Origin of the sequence: Micromonospora sp. NPDC127501 (assembly GCF_040302185.1) — a bacterium.
Lineage (GTDB): Bacteria > Actinomycetota > Actinomycetes > Mycobacteriales > Micromonosporaceae > Micromonospora.
Genome location: NZ_JBEORJ010000002.1, coordinates 579,739 through 596,820, shown reverse-complemented (window position 1 = coordinate 596,820; position 17,082 = coordinate 579,739). Strand labels below are relative to the sequence as shown.

Genomic DNA, 17,082 nt, shown 5'->3' with positions numbered 1-17,082 from the left:
GCGGGGGCGGGGGCGGGGCGCCGGTCAGTCGAGGAGGGCGGCGAGCCAGGCGCCCGCCAGGAGGGCCGGGCCGAGGGGCAGCAGGGTGTTCCGGTGCACCTTTCGGGCGGCGAGCAGGCCGAGCACCAGACCGCCGTGCAGCACGTGCGGCAGGAGCAGCCCGGCCAGCAGGGCGTCCCACCCCAACCAGCCGAGCGGCAGGCCGAGGACGGCGGCGAGTTTCACGTCCCCGAAGCCCAGCCGTGAGCCGGGCAGCAGAGCCAGCAGCACGTGCGCCGCGCCCGCGACCGCCGCACCTCCCAGCGCGCCGAGCAGCCGGCCGGGAGTGCCGGACAGGAGCGCGGCGGTGGTCAGCCCTCCGAGGCCCAGCAACCCGGCGACGAGCACCAGCGGGTCGGGCAGCCGCAGGCAGGCCAGGTCGACCCGCGCCAGCACCAGACCGACCGCCGCGACCGAGAGGAAGACCGGCAGCGCCGGGTCGTCACCCACGGCGACGGCAAGGCCGACAAAGACGCTGGCCGCCACGATCGGGTCGACCCAGGGCCGTCGGACCGGCTGCGGCAGTGGAATCGCCCGTGGCCGGGCGTCCGCCGTTGCGAAGCGCCGCGACACCAGGGGTACGACGAGGCCGACCAGCGCGCCGAGCAGCGCGATCGACACCAGCGCGGCGGCCGACACGGGCCGGACGTTACTGGCGGTCGCGCGCCGGCGTGTCCCCTGATCGTGATCCCGCGCCCGCCCGACGCGGCCGCTCGGTGGTCACCACCAGGGCGACCCCGGCGACGATGACAGCACCGCCGAGCAGCACCTGCGGGGTGATCGGCTCGGCCACCAGCAGCGCGCCGAGCGCCACCGCGACCGCCGGATTCACGTAGGCGTACGTCGACACCAGCGAGATCGGCGCGTTGTGCAGCAGCCAGACGTACGCGGTGAAGGCCACCAGCGAGCCGGCCACCATGAGGTAGCCCAGCGCCAACCAGGACCGGGTGCTCACCGCCGCCGGGTGGAAGTCGGCCAGTTCGCCCCGACCGGCGGCGAGGGCCACCAGCACCAGCGCGCCGGCCATCATCTCGTACACCGTGGCCACGAACGGGTCAGCGGGCATCCGGATCCGTCCGGACAGGAACGACCCGACCGACCAGGAGGTGGCCGCCGCCACCACTGTCAACGCCCCGAGCAGCGGCACCGCCGCCGAACTACCGCCCGGCAGCACCAGCAGGATGAGGCCGACGAAGCCCAGGGTGACCCCGGCGAACGTCCAGATCGGCGGCCGGTCCCCGGTGGCCGAGCGCAACAGCACCACCAGCAGCGGCACCGTGGCCACCAGCAGCGCGGCGATCCCGGACGGCACCGCCACTCCCGGCGGCCCCGATTCGGCGAGCACCACCAGGCCGTTGCCGGCGGTGAGCAGGAGCACCCCGACCAACGCGGCCGAGCCGAGTTGCCGTCGGTCCACCCGCAGCGCGCCGGGGCCTCGACGCAGTCGCAGCACCATCGCCAGAACCAGGCCGGCCACGGCGAACCGGAGGGCGGCCGACAGCAGCGGAGGCACCGTCTCCACGGTGATCCGGATGGCCAGATAGGTCGATCCCCAGAGTACGTAGACCACGATCAACGCGGTCCAGATCAGGGTCGGCGTGCTGCTGGCACGACGGCCGGCGAGGGCCGTGGTGCTCGGTGGAGGTGAGCTCATCAGTGGACCACGCTACGGTGGCCCGGAGTCCGCGTCGCGCTTTGGTGGCCGGCCTCTCACCACTTGTGCAGGAGGGCGGCATGACGAACTACGGACAACCGGGGAGCGGCCACCCAGGGCCGTGGCGTGGGGAAAGACCCGACGAGACGCCCGGTCGACCGGCGCAGCAGCCCTACCCGCCCTCGTCGGAGTCCTACCCGCCGGCGGTCCCGTCGTACCCGCCCGCGCCGCAGGGGCGACCCGGGCCGTACGGCGGTCCACCCGATCCGCCCTACGGTGCAGCGCCCGGCGCGCCCTACGGTGGCGGGACGGACACGCCCTACGGCCACGAGCCCCGCACGCCCTACGGCGGCTCGTACCAGCCGACCCCGCCGTACGGCGGGCAGCCGTACCGGCCCGACGGCCCGTACGGCGAGGATCCGGCACCGAGGCGGCGCGGTCGGGGGCCGCTGATCGCGGTACTGGCCGTCGTGTTGCTGGTGGTGGCCGTCGCCGGCGTGTTCTGGTTCCGCCGTGGGCAGGACGACCCGGCGCCGGCAGCCGCGCCGAGCAGCTCGGCCGTTGCCGGTGAGCCCAGCGCGGGTGCGGTCGAGCCCGCGCCGAGCGCGGCGGCGCCGGAGTCGTCGGCTGATCCCCGGTTCGCGAAGGTCGGCCAGTGCGTCCGCAACGACGGCACCGCCGGCGGCAAGCCGAAGCTGCTGATCAGCGGCTGTACGGCGAAGTCGTACGAGGTGCTGAGCCGGATCGACGGCCCGACCAGCGGCGAGCGGGACGCCGAGGCCAAGTGCGGCAAGGTCGAGGGCTACACCAACTGGTATTTCTTCGACAGCGAGCTGGACACTCTCGACTTCGTCCTCTGCCTCAAGCAACGCTGAGACCACCCACCCTCGGGGATGACATGACGATCTACGGACCTGCGGGTTCCGATCAGCCGGACGATCCGTACCAGCGCCCGCCCAGTGGGCCTGACAGCTCACCACCGGTCGACCCGACAGTGCCCCAGTGGAGCACCCCGCCGCCAGCGGACGACCCGACCCGGCAGCAGTGGGGCCCGCCGCCGACCGGCGCGGAGCCACCGACGGCACCGATGTGGGCGCCGCCGCCCACCAACCCGGAGCCGCCGACCACGCCGTCGTGGGCGCCGCCGCCCACCTCGGGCCCGGGCTACCCGCCACCCGGGCCGTTCCCACCGGCCGGGCCGTACCCACCGGTGGGCCCGATGTCCGGTCAGCCGGCCGGGCCGATACCGGGTCAGCCACCCGCGCCGTGGGGTCAGCAGCCCGCCGGCGGCTACGGGATGCCGCCCGTCGCGCCGCCGAAGAAGACCGGCCGCAACGTCGCTCTCATCGTCACTGTGGTGGTGCTGCTCGTGCTCTGTCCGTGCCTCGGCCTGGCCGGATGGGCGGTCTGGAAGGTGGCCGACGCTGGCAGCGACTCGGCGCGTACCCCGTCGACGAGTGCCCCGGACGTTCCACCCGCGCTGCCCAGCGACGCCCCGACGTCGCCCACCCCGACTCCGGACGAGGAGTTCGCCAGGGGTGACTGCGTGGTGAACGACGGCAGTGAGACCGACGCGGAACTCCGCAAGGTGCCCTGCGGCCCGAACACCTATCAGGTGCTGCTGCGAATTCCGGCGACCACCGATGGCGACCGGTGCGAGACGCTCGCGCCACAGGCGACCGCGAACTACGTGCACGACAACTCGGTCGACCTCTTCGACTACGTGCTCTGCCTGAGGAAGCGCTAGCCCGATCTGGCCGACCGGTGGTCCGATTGCCAAAACTAGGGCTGTCTAGCGTGGACGCTAGACAGCCCTAGTTTGTGGTCGACAGTCTCAACACGCCGGTAGCCCCATCTATCCATGTCTAGCCTCGCAGCTAGATGGCCCGATAATCTGCGATGCGTGGATCCGGTCCGCAACCCGTACGCGCCGGGCGCCGGTCAGCGTCCGCCCGAACTTGCCGGGCGGGGGCGAGAGCTGGACGTCTTCGACATCGTGCTCGAGCGCATCGCCCGGGGCCGACCCGAGCGCAGTCTGATGCTCACCGGGCTGCGTGGCGTCGGCAAGACGGTTCTGCTCAACACGCTCCGGTCGCAGGCGATCAACCGGCTCTGGGGCAGCGGCAAAATCGAGGCTCGACCGGACCAGTCGTTGCGCAGACCGGTCGCCGCCGCGCTGCACATGGCGGTCCGGGAGCTCGCCCCCCGCCACCGCGCACCGGACCGCATCGACGCGTTCCTCGGCGTCCTCAAGGCGTTCGCCCAGCGGTCCAACCCGACCGGCCGGGCCGGTGCCGCCACCAAGCTGCGCGACCGGTGGCAGCCCGGCATCGACGTGCCGGCCGCCAGCGGCCGGGCCGACTCCGGCGACATAGAGATCGACCTGGTCGAACTGTTCAGTGACGCCGCCGCCGTGGCCAGCGACGTCGGCACCGGCATCGCCATCTTCATCGACGAGATGCAGGATCTCGGCCCGGAGGACGTGTCGGCGCTCTGCGCCGCCTGCCACGAGCTGTCCCAGCTCGGCGCGCCGCTGATCGTCGTCGGCGCGGGCCTTCCGCACCTGCCGGCCGTGCTCAGCGCCGCCAAGTCGTACTCCGAACGGTTGTTCCGCTATCAGCGCATCGACCGGCTCGACCGGATCGCCGCAGACCGGGCGCTCTGCGCGCCCGCCGAGCGCGAGGAGGTCGAGTACGAGCAGAAGGCACTCGACCTGCTCTACGAGAAGTCCGGCGGCTATCCCTACTTCGTCCAGGCGTACGGCAAGGCCACCTGGGACCACGCGCCACGTTCGCCGATCACCGCCGCTGATGTGCGGGTCGCCGCGCCCGAGGCGGAGGCCGAACTGGCGGTCGGGTTCTTCGGTTCCCGGTTCGAACGGGCCACTCCCGCCGAACGCGAGTACATGCGGGCGATGGCCATGATGTCCGCGGTCGAGAGCGAGTCCGGCGCGGTGGTCCGCGACGACATGGACGCCGCGGTGCCCACGGCGGAGATCGCCCGTGCCCTGGGCCGCAAGCCGGCCAGTCTGTCCCCGGCCCGGGACGCGCTGATCAAGAAAGGGCTGATCTACTCCGGTGAGCGGGGCACTGTCGCCTTCACCGTCCCGCACTTCGGCCGGTACCTGCGGACGCAGCCGGCCTGACCTCCAACGATCACGCCGACCCGGTCAGACCTTCGACCAGGGCGCCGGAAAGAGCACCTCACCGCGAGGCGGGGGGTCCTCCTCGCTGGTGGACGGCGGCAGCACCAGCGCCTGCCAGGGTTCACCGAGGCCCGCCCACGGGCCGGTCAGGCCCAACTCACTCGCCGGGCCGAACCCGAACCGGCGGTAGAAGACCGGGGCACCGAGGACGACCACGAGCCGCTCGCCCAACTCGGTGGAGGCGTCCAGGGCGGCCTGCACGACCGCCGTGCCGTGCCCGACACGCTGTCGGTGCGGCGCGACCGCCACCGGGCCGAGGGCCAGGACGGGCACGTCGGAGCCTCGCTCCGGCCGCAGTCGCACCCGGGTGAGCAGCGCGTAGCCGACCACCTCACCGCCGTACTCGGCGACCATGGCCAACTCCGGCAACCAGGCGGTGGTGTCGCGTAGCTCGTCGACCAGGCTGACCTCCGGCGGCGTCGCCACGTCCGGGCGGGCGAAGGCGGCGGCCAGTACGCGGCGGACCGGACCGGCGTCGGCCGGGTCCTCGGGGCGTAGCCGCAGCGTGGTCACCCGCGCGACGTTACCCGCCAGCGCCCGTCCATCCGTGACGGTCGCTCGATTCGGCGTGGCGTACGTGTACGAACACCAATCCGATCCTGCGGTTGACGGGGTAGCAAACGTCGCGACGGGGTATGACTGATCCATGACGCCCGTACGCTCCCTCGCCCGCGCCATGCTGAGCGGCATCTTCGTGGTCAGCGGGTATCGCAACTTGCGCGACCCCGGCCGGCTCGCGGTGGCCGCCAAACCGGTGACCGACAAGGTCGCACCAGTGCTGAAGAAGGCACACCCGAGCTTCCCCACCGAGACCGAGACGTTGATCCGGCTCAACGCGGCCGTGCAGGTCAGCGCCGGTCTGATGCTGGCCACCGGCCGGTTCAGCCGACCCGCGGCGCTGGTTCTGGCCGGCACGCTGGTCCCGGTGACCATCGCCGGGCATCCCTTCTGGAACAACGACGACCCGATCGCCAAGAACAACAACCAGATCCATGTCCTGAAGAACCTCGGGCTCCTCGGCGGTCTGCTGCTCGCCGCTGCGGACACCGGTGGCAAGCCGGGTCTGCGGTGGCGGACGGGCCATCGCATCGGCCACTCTCGACGTTCCATGCAACGCGCCGTCCGGACCGCCCGTCGCGAGGCCCGGATCGCCGTCCGTTCCGCCTCCACCGCACGTCGACTCCCCGGCTGACCTGCGTCGATCCGTCTCCGCCCCACCCCCGCCCCTCGCTAAGGCCACGAATTACCTGAACCACCCGGTAGGCGTTAACGCGGTGGAAATGTCAAAAACATGTGTGGGATCGGACACGGTCGCATAACGCGGGAGGCACTGACGTGAGGCGCCGTTCTAGGCTCCGTGCAGGACCTGGACGGGTAGGACGACCTTGGTACGGGGGTGGCCACGCCATGCCGACGGATGTCGGTAGACGGGCGGACCGCCTCGCCCCAATCCAACGTGTGACACGCGGGATCGACCGTGTGACGCGCGGGATCGATCGCAGGAACGTCGTACGGGGCGCCATCGTGGCCGCCGTCGCCTATGCCGCATGGCTTGCCATCGGCACCTTCGGGCGGCCGTACAACTTCTTCGACATGAAGATCTACCACGGTGCCGTGGTGTGGTGGGCGAGCGGTCACGAGCTCTACGAGTTCATCGCGCCCGAAACCACACTCGGGTTCACCTATCCGCCCTTCGCCGGGCTGGTCATGCTGCCGATGGCGCAGCTGCCGATCGACGCGGCCGGCCTGGTCAACGCCGCCGCCAGCATCGCCGCCCTGGCGCTGGTGCTGGCCGGGCTGCTCCGACCCATCGTGGACCGACTGGGATGGCCACTGTGGTTCACGGTGGCCCTGGCGGTGCCGCTCGCGGTCGCCATCGAGCCAGGCCGGGAGACGCTCGGCTACGGCCAGGTCAACATCCTGCTCTTCGCCCTGATCATGGCTGACCTGATCGGCCTTCGCTGGCGGTCCCGCCGGGGCACCCACTACGCCGCCACCGACGGCCCGCTGCTGCGCTTCATCTACGGCGGGGCCTGGGCGGGGGCCGGTATCGGCCTCGCCACCGCGGTCAAGCTCACCCCGGCGCTGTTCATCGCCTACCTGCTGATCACCCGTCAGTGGCGGGTGGCGGCCACCGCCATCGGCACCACGATCGGCGTGACGTTGGGGACCTTCGCGATCGTCGGTGACGAGTCGCGGACCTACTTCGGCAGCGTGCTGTGGCAGACCGAACGGGTCGGCGCGGCGGACATGACACCCAACCAGTCCCTCGCCGGCCTGCTCGCCCGGCTGTACGACTCGATCGAGACCCCCGGGCTGCTCTGGCTCGCCTTCTCGGTGCTGGTCCTGGCGCTGGGCCTGTCCCGGGCGGCCAGTTCCCGCGCCGACGGTGACGAGCTGACCGCCTTCACGTTGGTCGGTCTCACCGCGAACGTGATCAGCCCGATCTCCTGGACGCACCACCTGGTCTGGGTGATCCCGGCGATCATCGTGCTGGCCGACGCCGCCGTGCGTCGCCGCGAGGCGAGCCGGGGGATGCCGCAGCGCTCCGGCCAGGGGCCGGTCTTCGGCGGTCTACCAGGGGTCAACGGGCTCCGCCCGCCGATCTGGTACCCGACGCTGACCGGGCTCCGCCACGGCTTCGCCGCGATCGGGCTCTACCTGCTCTTCCTGATCTCGCCGATCTGGCCGTACGAACACCAACTGCCGGAGATGTCGCACTACCAGGACGGCCTGTTCGGGGCACTGATGGAGAACTCGCTCGCACTCGCGCTGATCGTCCTGGTCGCCGCGTTGCCCTGGCGGCCAGGCGCGGAGCCGGCGTTCTACGGCGACCGGCTCGCCCGGGCCGTGGTGGTCAACGGCCGCCGCTGAGCGGTCAGGGGCAGTTGACCCATTCCTCGGTGCCGTCGGTGAAGACCTGCCGCTTCCAGATCGGCAGTCGCGCCTTGACCTCGTCGACCAGCCGGGCGCAGGCCGCGAAGGCCGCCGCCCGGTGCGCGGTGCTCACCGCGGCGACCAGCGCCACGTCACCGATCACCAGGGGGCCGACGCGGTGCGAGACCGCCACCGCGTAGACGTCGGGCTCCGCGGCGATCTCGGCGGCCACCTCGCGCAGCACCTGCGCGGCGCTCGGGTGCCCCTCGTACTCCAGGCTGGTGACCTGGCGGCCGTTGTCGTGGTCGCGGACCACGCCCTGGAACGACACCACGGCGCCGGCCCGACGGTCGGCGACCGCCGCCTCGTGCGTGGCGAGATCGAGCGGCTGGTCGGTGACCTCGCCGAAGGTGATCGCTGGTGCGGTCACGATGCACGCTCCCCGGGAAACAACGGCAGTGGCACGATCGGCACCCGGTCGCCCGGCTCACCGCTGGTGCCGGGTCGGATGACCGCGAACCCGTCCGCGCCGGCCAGGCCCCGCAGCATCGCCGAGCCGACGTGACGGACCGGGAACGCGACGCCGGCGGACCGGTCCAGTCGGACCAGCGCCAGGTGGGTGTGGTCACCGCGACCGGGCACCGCCTCGGCCAACGTGACCTGCGGCAGCACCGGCATCGACCGGCCCTGGAGGCCGGCGAGCAGCGGTGCGACAAGCGACACCAGCGCGACGATGGCCGACTGCGGGTTGCCCGGCAGCCCGGCCACGAACCGGGCTCGCCCGTCGGGACCGGTCAGCCGGGCCAGCAGCATCGGGAAGCCCGGGCGGACCGCCACCGTGTTGACCACGTAGTCGGCGCCGAGCGCCTCCAGGGTCGGGTGCAGGTGGTCGACCGGGCCGTTCATCGTGCCGCCGGTGGTGCAGACCAGATCGGCGTGGCCCAGCGCCGAACGGAGGGCCGCCACGTGCGCGGGCAGCGTGTCGGCCACCGGGCCGACCACGTCGGACGGGCGGACCTGGCAGCCGTACCGCCGCAGCCAGGCCGGCACCGCGGGACCCAGCGCGTCGCGGATGCGACCGGCCGCGGGCGGGCCCGCCGTCAGCAGTTCGTCGCCGAAGACCAGCAGCGCCGCGCGCGGTGCCCGCCGGACCCGCAGCGTGTCGTGCCCGCAGGCAGCGGCCAGACCGATCACCGCCGGGTCGACCGGCGTGCCGGCCGGCAACAACTCCTCATCGGCGTACGCCTCCTCGCCGGGGTTGCGCCACTCCGGCGTCTCCCGGGGAGTACCGCTGATCAGGCCGGTGGTGGATGCGGCGGACTCCTCGACGCGGAGCACGGCGGTGGCGCCCTCGGGCACCATCGCGCCGGTCGCGATCTCGACGGTGGTGTCGTCCTCGGTGAGCGGCGCGGGGGTGCTGCCGGCCAGGACCCGGCCGACGACGCGCCACGGCCCACTGCCGCGCACCGCCCAGCCATCCACGCTGGAGGTCGGGAACGCGGGCAGGTCGGTGCGGGTGGTCAACGGCTCGGCCAGGGTCGACCCGTCGGTGTCGACAAGTGGTCGGGCGGCGGCGGGCAGCGCGGCGGCCAGACCGACCGCGTAGACCCGAGAACGGGCTTCTTCCCACCCGGCCGGCGGTGGTGCGGTGACCCGATCCGCTGTGGGTGCGGTTTCCGTGCTCACCGACCGAGCCTATCGGCACGGACCGACACCCGCCCGGGCCTGGCGCGCACCGGTCAGTGGTCCCCGCCGCGAAGCTGGTCGACGGTGTGGCCGAGGATCGGCCCGAGAACGGCCAGGCCGTCCCGGGCACCGCCGGTCGAGCCGGGCAGATTGACCACCAGCATCCGACCGGCGACCCCGGCCAGGCCCCGGGACAGCACCGACGTCGGCACGCGGTCGCGACTGTGCGCACGGATCGCCTCGGCGATGCCGGGGATCTCGTAATCCAGCAGGCCCCGGGTCACGTCCGGGGTCCGATCCGTCGGGGTCACTCCGGTGCCACCGCTGGTCAGCACCACCTCGACGCCGTCGGCGCGGGCGGCCCGCAGAGCATCGCCGACCGGCTCACCGTCGGGCACCACCACCGGGTCGTCGACCTGGCAGCCCAGCTCACGCAGGCCGGCGACGAGCAACGGCCCGCTGGTGTCGGCGTAGACACCGGCCGCGGCCCGGTTGGAAGCGACGATCACCCGGGCCCTGATCACGGCCGATCCTCCGGCCGAACCCACTCGCCGGTCTTGCCGCCCTCCTTGCGCAGCACCCGGACCGCCTCCACCGAGGCCGCCGGGTCGACCGCCTTGACCATGTCGACCAGGGCGAGACCGGCGACGGCAACCGCAGTCAGTGCCTCCATCTCCACGCCCGTCCGGTCGGCCGTGCGGGCAGTGGCCGTGATCTCCACAGTGTCGGCGGTCAGCCGCAGGTCGACGGTGACACCGTGCAGGGCGATCGGGTGGCAGAGCGGGATCAGATCAGGAGTGCGTTTGGCCCCCATGATCCCGGCGAGCCGCCCGACGGCCAACGCGTCACCCTTGGGCAGCCCGTCGCGATGCAACAGGTCGATGACCTCGGGCGTGGTCCGCAGACGGCCGGCCGCGACGGCCAACCGACCCGTCACCGCCTTGGCGGAGACGTCGACCATGCGGGCCGCGCCGGCGCGATCGACGTGGCTGAGCTGCGCGGGTTCGGTCACGGTCGTGAGCCTATCGGTGCGGTACGACGGCGGTCGGAAGGAGCGGCGTCACGCTGACGACACACCGGGTGCTGACGGCGCAACGGCCCCGACGCCGCTCCTCCCTCACCGACCCGCCGCCGAGGTCGCTGGGGGGACCCAGCAGCGGGCGCGTGTCGACGACCCGGTTCTGCCCAGAGGCAGAACCTCCCCCGTTCGCCGATACGGTCGGCAAGTTACCGGGCCTGCCGATAAGAAATCGATAAGCGCCGTTCAGACTGGTCAGCGCTCCGCGACCACTGTCGCGCCAGTCAACTCGGCGAGGCGACGTTCAGCCTCGAAGCGCTCCGGCACGCCCATCCGCCGGAAGATCGCCAACGCCCGCTCCCAGTGCCGCCGCGCCTCGGCCGGGTCGGTGCGGGCGAAGTGTTCGGCGAGGCCGGCCAACCCTCGACCCTGCTCGTGGGGGTGCGCGATCCGAGTGGCCAACCGCAACGCCTCCTGGTGCACCTCGAACGCCTCGCCGCCCCGACCCTGCGCCAGCAGGGTGCGGCCGAGTTCGTTGAGCGCAGCCGCCTCCACGTGTCGCTCCCCCGAAACGATCGACAGCTTCCGAGCCAACTCGTGCTCCTGCTGGGCCTCCACCAGACGACCCAGACCGCGATAGGCGATCCCGAGGTCGTTGCGCACCTCGGCCTCGGCATACCGGTGGCCGGTACGATCGCGCAGCGCCAACGAGGCCAGGAGAATCCGGATCGCCTGCGGAAGGTCACCCATTCGGAGACGCACGGCGCCGATGTGGCTGAGAGCGTTGAGCGTGTGGAACTCGTCGGAGTTCGTTCGGGCCCACGCGAGGTGCAGGCGGTGTATCCGCAACGCCTCCTCGTAACGCCCCAGGGCCGAGAGCGCCAGACCGAGATTCGGCAGCAGGATGGACCCGCCGACATTTCCGTACACCTTGTAGTCGCGCAGACACGCGAAGCCGAGCTTCACCGACTCGGACAGGTGACCGCTCCACCAGTAGACAGCGGCGAGGTTCGCGCGGTACCGGGCCGGGTTCAGGACGTCCCGCGAGTGGCGGGAGAGCTCGACCGAGCGGGTCAGGTGGTCGAGTGCCCCCTGCTTGTTTCCGGTGCGGACGTAGGCGGATGCCAGGTAGTTGTTCATCAGCGCGAGCGCATCGGTGTCCCCGGCAGCCTCCGCCGCCTCCAGTCCATGACGATGGGTCAGGATGATGTCTTCGAAGTAACCGCGGATGTAGCAGAAACGCCAGAGAGCGCGGGCCAGTTGCCAGCAGTGCTGGTGGAACCCTGACTCGCGTGCCGACGACACCATCGTCACCAGGTCCGTCCGCTCGGCCTCCAACCAGTCGGTGGTCGGCTCCCCGATGGCCTCGACGAGCTCGAGCTGTCCGGTCGGAATGTGCGTCACCTGGGATCTGATGACGCCCGACTCCAGCAGGTCGGCGACCTTCAGGACGGCCTCCAGCGTGAAGTCGAACAGTCGAGCCAGTCCACCTCGGCGGTCGTTCGACGAGTCGGTACCCGAGCACAGATCGATGGAGTACTGCCGCATGAGGTCGTGCAGTCGATATCGCGTCGAGTCCAGGTCCTCGACCAGGTTCCGATCGACGAGGTCGTCGAGCGCCGCGCGAGCTTCCGTGATCGTCAGGCCGGTCAGTGCGGCGACCGCCGGCACGCTGAAGCGGCTGCCGGGGTACAGACCCAGGAATCGGAAGACAAGCTTGGTCGAAGGTGGAAGCGGTTCATAGGAGGCAGCGAAGGCCCCCGTGACAGTGCTCTCCTCCTGAGCGAGATGGTGCAGCACCGGAGCATCGCCAGCCATCTGCTCGACCAGGTCCGCCAGTCGCCAGCCGCGCCGATGCGCCAGCCTGGCACCGGCCAATCGGATCGCCAGTGGGAGGTACCCGCACCGGCGCACCACCTCGGCGGCGGCATCCGGCTCGGCCTCGACCCGGTCCCGACCGACGCTCAGGCGGAGCAGATCCACGCTCTCCTGCGGGCTCATCACCGGCAGCGTCCGCGACGGCCCGGCATCCGGGTGGGACAGCCGTCGTCGCGAGGTCACCAACACAACTGTGGTCGGCTCGGCCGGCAGCAGGGGCATGATCTGCTCGCTGCTCGCGGCGTTGTCGAGGATCACCACTGCCCTGCGGCGGGCCAGCTCCTGTCGCCACAACTCGACTCTGTCGTCGAACTCCACCGGAACCCGGTCGGCCGGCACCCCAAGCTGTCGAAGCAGGGTGAACAAAGCACCCGCAGGCTCGATCCGGTTCTTGTCACCGTGCCCGCACAGGTCGATGAACAGCGCGGCGTCCGGGTATCGATCGGACAGCCGACGGGCGAGGTGCACGGCGAGGGTCGTCTTCCCACTGCCCGCCATGCCGTCGATGATGTGTACGGCGGGCACCCGCTCCTCGACCCGCCGGGTCTCCGCCAGCAGCCGCCACACCACGTCCGCTCGGCCGACGAAGTCGGTGACAGCTCGGGGAAGGTGATCCACTGGGCTGATCTGAGCCGCCGGCTCCGGTGCAGCGCTGGCCGCCGCCCCCGCCCCTAGCGGGCGCGCCCCGTCGGGTCCGCGAACCCGTACGGCGGCACGCGCCGAACCGGGGCGCGACATCGCCGCGACGATGGAGCGGCGCAACTCCTCGAGATTGCCCCCGGGGCCGACACCCAACTCCGTGGTCAGCGTTGTTCGGATCTCGTCGTACACCGCCAGCGCCTCCGCGTTGTCCCCGCGCTCGTGCAGGGCACGCATGAGCAGGACGTAGGCCGGCTCGCGCAGAGGATGGCGGGCCACCACCTCCCGCAACAGCGCAATCGCCAGGTCGTCCCGGCCCGATCTCAGGTGGACGTCGGCAAGAAGTTCCACGGTCAACAGCCGCTCCTCCTCGGCCGCGACAGCTCGGGAGGTGAGGACGGGCCCGAGCGGTACGCCAGCGAGCATCGGTCCCCGCCATCGAGCCAGGGCGCGCCCCAGCAGCTCGCGGGCACGGTCCAGGTGGCCACCCGTCAGCGCTTCCCGACCGGCGTTCCGTTCCAACTCGAAGCGAAAGATGTCGACCCGTTCCGGGTCGACTACGAGCCGATAGCCGCTGCGCTGGCGCTCGATGGCACCGCTGCCGGCCGGGAAAGCCTCGAAAGCCCGGCGCAGATTGGCGGCGTAGGTACGCACATTAGCCACGGCTGATCGCGGTGGGCGATCGGCCCATAGCTCATCGACGAGGTCGTCAACAGTCACAAGTCGCTCGGGCTGAACGGTGAGCATCGCGAAGATTGTCTGCTGCTTGGGTGTGCCAAGGCGCAGCTTGTGGGTAGGGAGTTGCACCGAAAGGCCGCCCAGAACCTGAATCTCCACCCGCCCACTCCAGCCATGCCAGGTACTCAGCCGATCACGCAATGGAGTCTACGGCCCTCGAATCGGTGACTTTGCGCTCACAGAACGAAGCGGACGACCCCGGGCACCCTCAGGAATACCAGGAGCTGCGCGATTGGCAATCGAAGACCGCACCGTGTCACCAGCAAGTTGCATGACTGCCCGCAGTGACGCGAATATCCCACCGCCACCGCTTCGGCCTGAGGCCAGGGCCGGCATCATTCACTACCGCGCCGGACACCCCGACCACGTCAACTCTGCCCATGGCGGCCTTACGCTTGTCCAAACTCCGGATGAGGCAACTCCTGAAGGGGCACCAGACTGAGCAACAACGGAACCCGTAGCCGCGCCACGCATCTTCCACACTTGCAAGGTGCCAACGAATCCGAAGTCGGCAAGCTGACCGCACTGTGTTCAGCAGCGATGGACAGAACGTGATAAAAGGGCTTCAACTTGGCTAATGTTGCGCATACCGACATTTATTTCTTCTAAGCCGTCGATCCTTCTCTTAAGCTGCCTTTCGGATGAAGAGCTCCCCTTGGGGTGGTCTTCGAAATGGCACAGCAGAGAAGGGGGTACGACGATGCGCGGCAGCGAGTGGAACTGAAAGTTGACGGGGGACGTGCACGAGCCCGAGCGATAGGCTACGAGCACAGCGGAGGCGGCCCTTCGGGAGTGGTATGACCCTTCCTCAGCGACGAGAGATTGAGACCGAGCGACAGCTACGGCTGCTCGTCGGTCTCGTCGTCGTTGTAGCGGCCGTCATCACGGCCGCCTCACTACCGCCCGCGGCGCGCACCGCGACGACCGCCACTCCGAGCGATACCGCGATCCTCGTCGTGCTCACCGTCGCGATCGCTCTGGGCACCCTGGTCAAGGCCAGAGTGCGGATCCGGTCCACCACCCATTCGATCAGCTGGACCGAGGCTGCGATCATCGTCGGCCTCGCCATCGCTCCGGTCCACTCGGTAGTGCTCTGCACCGCGGTGGGCATCACGTTCGCCTCGCTCCGCCTGCCGCCCATCAAGCTGGCATTCAGCGTGGGCAAGAACGTCATCGTGGCCTGGGGTGCCGGCCTCACGTTGGCGACGACAGCCTGGACCTGGCCACCCGGGAGCACAGTCACGCTGATCGTGTCGGTGGCTCTCTCCTACCTGGTTGCGGCACTGCTGGACGATCTACTAGCCATCCCGGTCATCGCGCTGGCTTCCAGGACCAAGATTTCGAAGCAGTTCCGGACCAACCTCGACCTTCGACTCGCCGGGTTCGCCGTGCGGTTCGTCGTGGTGGTCTGCACGCTGCTGATCCTCGACGCGAACCTCAAGCTCCTGTTGACCGTCCCGCCACTCGTGTTCAGCCTGCACCTGACCTACTCCACGAGGATCCGTTCCCGCACGGAGCAGCAGGCGTGGCAGCGTCTCGCCCGCACCACCGACGCGCTCAACGTGGTCGACCTGGACAACGTCCTCACCACCGCCGTCACCCAGGCCGCCGAGTTGTTCTCCGCCGACGAAGTCGAGATCGAGCTGCGCGACGGCGGCCGCACCGTACGCGGCGGCACCGGCGGCATCACCTTCGACGGCCCGACCGGCACGCCCACCGACGTGGACCGCACGGTCGTCCCCGCACCGTTGGAAGGCCACGACCGGACGGTCGACGTCGGCATGCTTCGCCTGCGCTTCCGCGGCCCGGTGCAGCTCTCCGAGCGGGAGCAGTACACCCTGCGGACCTTCGCCTCCGCGCTCTGCACCGCCGTGCGCAACGCCCAGGCGTACGCCGAACTGGCCCGGGTCGCCGACGAGCACGCGTACGCGGCCTCGCACGACGCGCTGACCGGCCTGGCCAACCGCCGGCACCTCCTCGACGAGGGCACCGAACAGTTGAGCACCCGCCATGCCGACGGGGTGACCGCGCTGGTGCTGATCGACCTCAACCATTTCAAGGAGGTCAACGACACGCTCGGGCACGCCGCTGGCGACCAGGTGCTGGTGCAGGTGGCCGACCGGCTGCGGGGTGCGGCCCAGCCGAGCGACCTGGTGGCCCGCCTCGGCGGCGACGAGTTCGCCGTACTCATGCGCGGTCTGCCGGCCCCGGCGGTCGCCGCGCACCGGGCCGAGACGCTGCTCGCCGCCCTGCACGAGCCGTTCGATCTGGACGGCATGCGAATCAGCGTCGAAGCCAGCGGCGGAATCTCCGGCGCCCCGTCCAACGGCGGCATGGCCGAGTTGCTGCGCCGCGCCGACGTGGCCATGTACCAGGCGAAGCGGGCCGGGCAGCGGATCTCCACGTACGCCCCGACCCGCGACACCGCCGACCTCGGTCGCCTCACCCTCGGCGGTGACCTACCGCGCGCGGTCGCCGACCACGAGTTCGTCGTCAACTTCCAACCGATCGTCGACCTGGGCACCGGTGAGGTGACCAGCGCTGAGGCCCTGGCCCGCTGGCACCACCCCACCCACGGCCTGATCGACCCGCTGCGGTTCCTGGAGGCGGTGGAACGGTCCGGCCTGCTACCGGCCTTCGCCGAAGCGATCCTCGACCAGGCGCTGATCGCGGCGGTGAGTTGGCGCGACGCCGGCTTCGACGTACCGGTCGCGGTCAACGTGTCCCCGCGCAGCCTGCTCGACGCACGGTTCCCGGGCTCGGTGCTGGCCCGCCTCCGCGCCCACGACCTCCCACCGGACCGGCTGGTCCTGGAGTTGACCGAGACGCTGACCCTCAGCCAACTCGACGTGGTCGACCGGGTGCTCAGCCGACTACGCGACGAGGGGGTCCGGTTGGCGTTGGACGACTTCGGCACCGGCTACTCCTCACTGTCGCTGCTCTCCCGAATCCCGGTTCACGAGCTGAAGATCGACCGGAGCTTCGTGACGACGATGGAGAGTTCGGCGGAGGCCGCCGCCGTCATCCGCTCCACCCTCGACCTGGGTCGCAGCCTCGACCTGGACGTGGTGGCCGAGGGGGTGGAGAGCGAGCCGCAGCGACGGGCCCTCTGGGAGTTGGGCTGCGTCGCCGGCCAGGGGCATCTGTTCGCCCGGCCGATGCCGTCCGGCACCCTGCTCGCGGCGATGCAGCGCGGCTCGGGCGGCCGACCGGGCACCCTCGCCGCGCCGCTGCACGACACCGGGGCGGTGATCCGGTTGAGCCAGAACCGCCGCCAGGCCGGCCGCTCCAAGCCCGACCGCCTGCCACACCTGCCCGCCTGAGCAGGCATCGCCCCGCTGCGCGGGC

Annotated in this window: 13 protein-coding genes and 1 pseudogene; 6 read left to right on the top strand and 8 right to left on the bottom strand. The window is 71.0% G+C overall.

The features are described 5' to 3' along the window. Nucleotides 1-24 precede the first annotated feature (24 nt). A complete protein-coding gene (locus ABTW72_RS06750) occupies nucleotides 25-678 on the bottom strand; it encodes a prepilin peptidase (RefSeq protein WP_350855141.1) in 654 nt (217 codons plus the stop codon). 10 nt (nucleotides 679-688) lie between these two features. Continuing rightward, on the bottom strand, nucleotides 689-1,693 hold the full coding sequence (locus ABTW72_RS06745; RefSeq protein ID WP_350855139.1) for an EamA family transporter: 1,005 nt from the start codon (nucleotides 1,691-1,693) through the stop codon (nucleotides 689-691). 389 nt (nucleotides 1,694-2,082) lie between these two features. Here ABTW72_RS06745 and ABTW72_RS06740 point away from each other — a divergent pair. From ABTW72_RS06740 to ABTW72_RS06730, 3 genes and pseudogenes are all read left to right on the top strand, one after another. Next, a pseudogene (locus ABTW72_RS06740) lies at nucleotides 2,083-2,568 on the top strand (LppU/SCO3897 family protein); the annotation flags it as partial. A 422-nt stretch (nucleotides 2,569-2,990) separates the two neighbouring features. Next, nucleotides 2,991-3,440, top strand: coding sequence for an LppU/SCO3897 family protein (locus ABTW72_RS06735; RefSeq protein WP_350855462.1), 450 nt, complete (start codon nucleotides 2,991-2,993; stop codon nucleotides 3,438-3,440). 156 nt (nucleotides 3,441-3,596) lie between these two features. Beyond that, a complete protein-coding gene (locus ABTW72_RS06730; RefSeq protein WP_350855137.1) occupies nucleotides 3,597-4,838 on the top strand; it encodes a DUF8462 domain-containing protein in 1,242 nt (413 codons plus the stop codon). Between the two features lie 24 nt (nucleotides 4,839-4,862). Here ABTW72_RS06730 and ABTW72_RS06725 read toward each other — a convergent pair whose 3' ends face one another. Then, a complete protein-coding gene (locus ABTW72_RS06725; RefSeq protein ID WP_350855134.1) occupies nucleotides 4,863-5,411 on the bottom strand; it encodes a GNAT family N-acetyltransferase in 549 nt (182 codons plus the stop codon). 133 nt (nucleotides 5,412-5,544) lie between these two features. Here ABTW72_RS06725 and ABTW72_RS06720 point away from each other — a divergent pair, with 133 nt between their 5' ends. Together ABTW72_RS06720 and ABTW72_RS06715 are read left to right on the top strand one after the other, a co-directional pair. Then, a complete protein-coding gene (locus ABTW72_RS06720; RefSeq protein WP_112583895.1) occupies nucleotides 5,545-6,090 on the top strand; it encodes a DoxX family protein in 546 nt (181 codons plus the stop codon). A gap of 215 nt (nucleotides 6,091-6,305) precedes the next feature. Next, nucleotides 6,306-7,772, top strand: coding sequence for a glycosyltransferase 87 family protein (locus ABTW72_RS06715; RefSeq protein WP_350855131.1), 1,467 nt, complete (start codon nucleotides 6,306-6,308; stop codon nucleotides 7,770-7,772). A gap of 4 nt (nucleotides 7,773-7,776) precedes the next feature. Here ABTW72_RS06715 and ABTW72_RS06710 read toward each other — a convergent pair whose 3' ends face one another. The 5 genes from ABTW72_RS06710 to ABTW72_RS06690 form a co-directional block, all read right to left on the bottom strand. Next, complete coding sequence (locus ABTW72_RS06710; RefSeq protein ID WP_350855128.1) at nucleotides 7,777-8,205, bottom strand: molybdenum cofactor biosynthesis protein MoaE; 429 nt, start codon at nucleotides 8,203-8,205, stop codon at nucleotides 7,777-7,779. After that, nucleotides 8,202-9,461: a molybdopterin molybdotransferase MoeA gene (locus ABTW72_RS06705; RefSeq protein ID WP_350855125.1), complete on the bottom strand. Its 1,260-nt coding sequence runs from the start codon at nucleotides 9,459-9,461 to the stop codon at nucleotides 8,202-8,204. The genes ABTW72_RS06710 and ABTW72_RS06705 overlap by 4 nt, the downstream gene beginning before the upstream one ends. A 53-nt stretch (nucleotides 9,462-9,514) precedes the next feature. After that, nucleotides 9,515-9,985: a MogA/MoaB family molybdenum cofactor biosynthesis protein gene (locus tag ABTW72_RS06700; protein ID WP_091397543.1), complete on the bottom strand. Its 471-nt coding sequence runs from the start codon at nucleotides 9,983-9,985 to the stop codon at nucleotides 9,515-9,517. Then, nucleotides 9,982-10,473, bottom strand: a complete 492-nt coding sequence (gene moaC, locus ABTW72_RS06695) for a cyclic pyranopterin monophosphate synthase MoaC (protein WP_088987073.1) — start codon at nucleotides 10,471-10,473, stop codon at nucleotides 9,982-9,984. The genes ABTW72_RS06700 and moaC overlap by 4 nt, the downstream gene beginning before the upstream one ends. A gap of 261 nt (nucleotides 10,474-10,734) precedes the next feature. Further along, on the bottom strand, nucleotides 10,735-13,833 hold the full coding sequence (locus ABTW72_RS06690) for an AfsR/SARP family transcriptional regulator (RefSeq protein ID WP_350855121.1): 3,099 nt from the start codon (nucleotides 13,831-13,833) through the stop codon (nucleotides 10,735-10,737). 698 nt (nucleotides 13,834-14,531) lie between these two features. Here ABTW72_RS06690 and ABTW72_RS06685 point away from each other — a divergent pair. Continuing rightward, a complete protein-coding gene (locus ABTW72_RS06685) occupies nucleotides 14,532-17,057 on the top strand; it encodes a putative bifunctional diguanylate cyclase/phosphodiesterase (RefSeq protein ID WP_350855118.1) in 2,526 nt (841 codons plus the stop codon). The last annotated feature ends 25 nt before the right edge of the window (nucleotides 17,058-17,082 follow it).